The sequence below is a fragment of the Pseudorhodobacter sp. genome, from assembly GCF_030452865.1.
In the GTDB taxonomy this organism is placed as follows: Bacteria; Pseudomonadota; Alphaproteobacteria; order Rhodobacterales; family Rhodobacteraceae; genus Pseudorhodobacter.
On sequence record NZ_JAKDLJ010000423.1, the window covers coordinates 1 to 2,927 of the forward strand.

Genomic DNA, 2,927 nt, shown 5'->3' on the forward strand with positions numbered 1-2,927 from the left:
GCGTTGGAAGCGCGGAGCGCAGCGGGCGAAACGATCATCACCCCCGAGCAGGTCACGACATGAGCGTCGAAGTCGTTTCCGGCGGGTTGATGGTGACGGTGCAGGATGCAGGTCGCTTCGGGTTGCGCAACATGGGGGTATCGCCGGCGGGACCGATTGACCGCGTTGCAATGGCGCTTGCCAATGGTCTGGTCGGCAATGATCCGGGTGCCGCAGCACTGGAATTCGCCGGCCCCGCTGGCCGTTTCCGCAGCACCCGAACGGTGCGTTTCGCGGTGGTGGGGGCGCAATGCGCGCTGCATATCGACCATCGCACGGTCCTGCCGGGGGAAAGCCACCTCCTCCACCCCGATGAAATCTTGACGGTGGGTGCGCCGGATGGGGCGATCTGGGCCTATCTGGCGTTTGGCGGCGGGATCGCAACGCCTCCGGTCCTCGGCTCACGCTCCACCCATTTGCGCAGCGGCTTGGGGGGGCTTGACGGGCGTTCCTTGCGCACGGGCGATATGCTGCCCCTTGGCCCCGGCATATCCGATGCGCCCTGTTTGCGGCTGGGAGAGGGGCTTAAACACAATGGCCCTGGCGTCAAAACCGGCGCGATCCGCATCATTCTTGGCCCGCAAGACGATTATTTTGCCCCAGAAGTGATCGCGGCGCTGACCGAATGTCCTTTCACCGTAACCGCGCAACGCGACCGCATGGCGATGGTTCTGGGCGGAGTGGAACTTTCTGCTGCGCGTGGCCACGACATCGTTTCGGATGGAACGGTTCCCGGCTCGGTGCAGGTGCCGGGTTCCGGAATGCCACTGGTGCTTTTGGCCGAAAGCCAGACCACCGGGGGTTACCCCAAGATTTGCACCATCGCGTCAGTCGATCTGGCGCGACTGGCGCAGATGCCCGTGGGTGCAACCTTCCATTTCGCCGTCATTTCCGGCGATGAGGGTGAAGATCTGTGGCTGGCGCAACAGCGCGAACTGCGCAACGCCCTCAAAAGCCTGGTTCCGAAGCCCAGCGCGATCCTGCATTCGGAATATTTGTTGTCATGCAACCTGGTCGGTGGTTTTCACGACCCGGCTGAGGTGATGCGCCCCGTGACCCTGCCCGAGAAAGCGCGGACGCCATGACGGTATCAAAACATCGGGTCCATCAAGCCTATCAACGCATCATTTCTGCGATCTTCGAGGGCACATTGAAATCGGGCGACCTTTTGCAAGAGGCGGTTCTGGGCGATGCCTTCGGCATGTCCCGCACCCCGGTCCGTGAGGCGATCAAGCGCCTTGAAAGCGAAGGGTTGGTTGCCGCCGAAGGCCGCTTCATGCGGGTGCGCAGCATGACAGTCAACGACGTGGACGAAACCTTCTTCCTGCGGCGGGAACTCGAACCTTTCGCGGCGCGCTCGGCGATACGTCTGCCGACCGCGCAGCTTGACGCGATGGAGGAACGGGTGCGCCAGCTCATGGTCTCGGACCCGGAGAAGAACGACCTGCAACGCCAGACCGACTATGATTTCCACCGGATGCTGGTGCGGGAAATGGGCAATCCGGTCGTGGCGGCGACCATTTCAGCCTTGCATCGTCGAACCTGCGTATTCGATCACACACAGGTGCCGAAACGCTTGTTGCTGGGTTGCAAGGAACATCTGGAAATCATCGCAGCGGCGCGCAGCGGCAGCGCAGATGCTGTCGAAACTGCCCTGCGCGACCATCTGGACCGCGCGCGTGACGCGGTTCTGGAACGATTGGGAAAAACGCAAGCGCACAGTCACACCACGGCGGGTTAAAATATGAAATGTCTGATCGTTCAACCAATCCATGAAGCCGGGATCGAGGCGCTGAAACAGGCCGGTATCGAACCGGTGTTGTGCCCTGCCCCGGACATGGAAACCGTCGCGCGCCATATTGCGGGTGCCGATGCTGTCATTACGCGCGATGCGGGCCTGAATGCCGCAGCATTTGCCGCCGCCGACCGGCTGCGGGTGGTCATCGTGCACGGCACCGGTCACGATCCGGTCGACAAGCAGGCAGCCGCCCGCGCAGGTGTGGTGATTGCGAACACGCCCGGTGTGAATGCGCGCTCGGTTGCCGAACTGGCTGTCGGGCTTTCAATTGCCGTTGCGCGCCGTATTCCGGCGGCTGACAAGGCCGTTCGCTGCGGTCGGCCCGGCTTTCGCGAATCTGCCCGCTTTACCGAGCTTTCCGGCAAGACCGCGCTGGTCGTAGGATGGGGGGCCATCGGGCGGGAAACCGGGCGGATGCTGGCGCAGGCTTTTGACATGCGGGTACTTGTGTACTCGCCGCGCTCACCTCAGGTTGAAGGCGGCCACCGGATCACGCGCCTCGCGGACGGCCTTGCGCAGGCTGATCTGGTCGCTCTGCACACGCCGCTGCGCGATGAGACCCGGAACCTGATGGATGCCGCCGCCATCGGGGCGATGAAACCCGGCGCAATCCTGATCAATCTGGCGCGCGCGGGGCTGGTGGATGAAGACGCGTTGCTTGCAGCCCTGTTGACGGGTCAACTGGGCGGCGCGGGTTTGGATGTCTACTCTGCCGCAGCGCCGCAGGGGCCGCTCGCCGCTTTTGAGAATGTCATATTTACCCCACATATCGGCGGCACGACCGAAGATGCCTTGCGCCGGGTCGCGCTGGAGGCTGTGCATCATGTGAAGATTGCGCTAAGCGGCCATCTGCCGGAGACTGCCCTGAATCCCGAAGTGTGGAGCCCCCAAGAATGACCGCCACCCTACCGCCACCGCACGCCAGCGGCCTCGCTGACGAAGCGATCCGCACAACCATTGCGCGCGTGCTGGAAACGGTGAACGCGCTTTCCGCTGGCGGGCCGGGTTGGACCCGCCCTTCTTATTCCGATCTCGAAAGTCAGGCCCATGCAATCATCGAATTAGAGGCGCGCGCGCTTGGGCTTACGGT

Annotated in this window: 3 protein-coding genes and 1 pseudogene; all 4 read left to right on the top strand. The window is 63.2% G+C overall.

Annotation, left to right across the window (positions count from 1 at the left end; translation table 11 throughout):
• The coding region (locus tag L0H65_RS17450; RefSeq protein WP_301460496.1) for a biotin-dependent carboxyltransferase family protein at positions 1-1,124 on the top strand (1,124 nt) is incomplete at its 5' end.
• Entirely contained in the window at positions 1,121-1,780 is a 660-nt protein-coding gene (locus L0H65_RS17455) for a GntR family transcriptional regulator (protein ID WP_301460497.1), read from the top strand. The genes L0H65_RS17450 and L0H65_RS17455, both read left to right, overlap by 4 nt.
• A 3-nt stretch (positions 1,781-1,783) precedes the next feature.
• Complete coding sequence (locus L0H65_RS17460) at positions 1,784-2,734, top strand: hydroxyacid dehydrogenase (protein ID WP_301460498.1); 951 nt, start codon at positions 1,784-1,786, stop codon at positions 2,732-2,734.
• Positions 2,731-2,927: pseudogene (locus L0H65_RS17465) on the top strand (Zn-dependent hydrolase); the annotation flags it as partial. The gene L0H65_RS17460 and the pseudogene L0H65_RS17465, both read left to right, overlap by 4 nt.